Genomic DNA, 1,825 nt, shown 5'->3' with positions numbered 1-1,825 from the left:
CGCGACATCCCGTCAAAAGACACCTCTTCCGGCTAAATGGTGGTGTGGCCGAGGAATTTTGCAACTGCCGGCGGCTCGCGGCGAGACAGGAAGTCGCGTGCCGGCTCGTCCAGCAGGATGACGCCGGCCTCCAGGAACATCACCTCCCCGGCGAGCCGGCGGATATCGTCGGGCTGGTGGGTGATGAACAGCATGGTGCTTTTCGTTTCGGCGCGCAGCTCCGACAGCAGCTTTGCCATATCCGCCCGCATCGCCGGGTCGAGTGCGGCGAAGGGTTCGTCGAGCAGCAGGATCGGCCGGCGGCGCACCAATGCGCGGGCCAGCGCCACGCGCTGACGCTCGCCGCCCGAGAGCGAGCCGGGCAGCCGCCGCTCGTAGCCGCCGAGCCCGACGCGCGAAAGCGCGGTGAACACGCTCTGACGCTGGGCAGTATCGAGCTTCAAGCCCGGGTGGATGCCGAGCGCCACATTGTCGGCGATGGTGAGATGGGCGAAGAGATTGTTGTCCTGGAAGATGATCGAAACCGGCCGCTCCGCCGGATCGCGCCCTTCCATATCCTCGCCGAGCAGCGTGACGCTGCCCGACGCCGGTTTCTGGAAGCCGGCGATGACGTTGAACAGCGTCGACTTGCCGGCACCCGAGGGACCCGCGACGGCGACGGCCGCACCTGCGGGAATGGCGCAGTCGAAAGCAAGCCGCTTTTCGTCGAAACGCACGGTCACGTCGCTTAGCCGAATGGCAGGGGGCAGGCGAATAGCGGCGTCAGGCATCGGCAGAGGGGCTTTCGGTTGGGCGCTCGGTGGCTGTGGAGGGCAGCGTCAGCAAAAGGCATATCACGCCGAGAATGAGGGCGATGCCCGCAGCATCCGCGGTGCGATAGCTCGCCATGCGCGAGAACAGCAGCCAGGGCAACGTGGCGAACCCTTCCGCGCCGAAAATCGCGACGGCGCTCAGGTCGCCGAGCGACAGCGCCATGGCGAAGGCGAAGGCGGTGAGGAAGGGTTTTTTCAGTGCGGGCCAGTCAATCCAACGCAGGCGATGCATCCCGGTGACGCCGAGGCTGAGCGCAAGCCGGGCGGTGCGCGTGAGATGCGTGCCGTAGGCCGGCTCCAGCACGCGCACCACGAAGGGCAGGGCCATCAGCGCATTGATGATGGTGATGATGACCGGCGCGAAACGCCCGGTCTCGCCGAAGGTGCGCAGCATCAGGAACCAGCCGGTCGCCACCACGACGGGCGGCACGAGCAGGATCAGCGATCCCGTCGCCGGCAGTGCCCGCGCCATCAGCCGCGTGGCGAGGCCGGCGTTGCCCATTTCGGCCAGTCGCGGCACCAGCACGATGGGCAGCGCGATAGCGAGACTGAGGCAGCCCGAAGCAAAGGAGATGGCAAGGCTCGTGGCGAGCGCCCGGTGCAGCAGCGGATCGAGCGCCATCCGGCCGAAATCGGCCGCGAGGCCGGAGACGAGCGTGGCGGCGAGCGGTGCCGCGGTGAACAGGGTGAAGACGAGGAGAATGAGGCCGTCGGACAGGCGGCGGCGCCGGCCGTCGAAGCGCCTGATATCCCGCCCCGCCGTCATGCCCTCTTCCGGCGGGCGGCCGAACAGCGAGAGAAGCCAGATCAGCACGCCCGTGACGGCGATCTGCAGGCCCGACAGCAGCACGGCGCGCTCGGGATCGAAATCGAAGCGCAGCGCCTGGTAGATCGCCACCTCGATGGTGGTCGCCGCCGGCCCGCCGCCGAGCGTCAGCACCACGGTGAAGCTTGCTGCGCAGAGCATGAAGATAAGGCCGGCAATGCCCGGCAGGACACGCCTTATGACGGGC

The 1,825-nt window shown here is 67.9% G+C and carries 1 protein-coding gene and 1 pseudogene; both read right to left on the bottom strand.

All coding sequences use genetic code 11. The features are described from left to right. Nucleotides 1-32: 32 nt before the first annotated feature. Nucleotides 33-770 carry a thiamine ABC transporter ATP-binding protein gene (gene thiQ, locus ACOZKU_RS15770; protein ID WP_421579653.1) on the bottom strand — a complete coding sequence of 246 codons (738 nt, stop codon included), beginning with the start codon at nt 768-770 and terminating at the stop codon, nt 33-35. After that, a pseudogene (locus ACOZKU_RS15765) lies at nt 763-1,825 on the bottom strand (thiamine/thiamine pyrophosphate ABC transporter permease ThiP); the annotation flags it as partial. The pseudogene ACOZKU_RS15765 and the gene thiQ, both read right to left, overlap by 8 nt.

This window comes from Shinella sp. M31 (assembly GCF_049199205.1).
Taxonomy (GTDB): Bacteria; Pseudomonadota; Alphaproteobacteria; order Rhizobiales; family Rhizobiaceae; genus Shinella.
This window is presented reverse-complemented; position numbering and strand designations above follow the sequence as displayed.

Bases quoted from the DNA above. Each gene is read 5' to 3' on its own strand.
- thiQ (WP_421579653.1), bottom strand. From the start codon at position 770: ATGCCTGACGCCGCTATTCGCCTGCCCCCTGCCATTCGGCTAAGCGAC.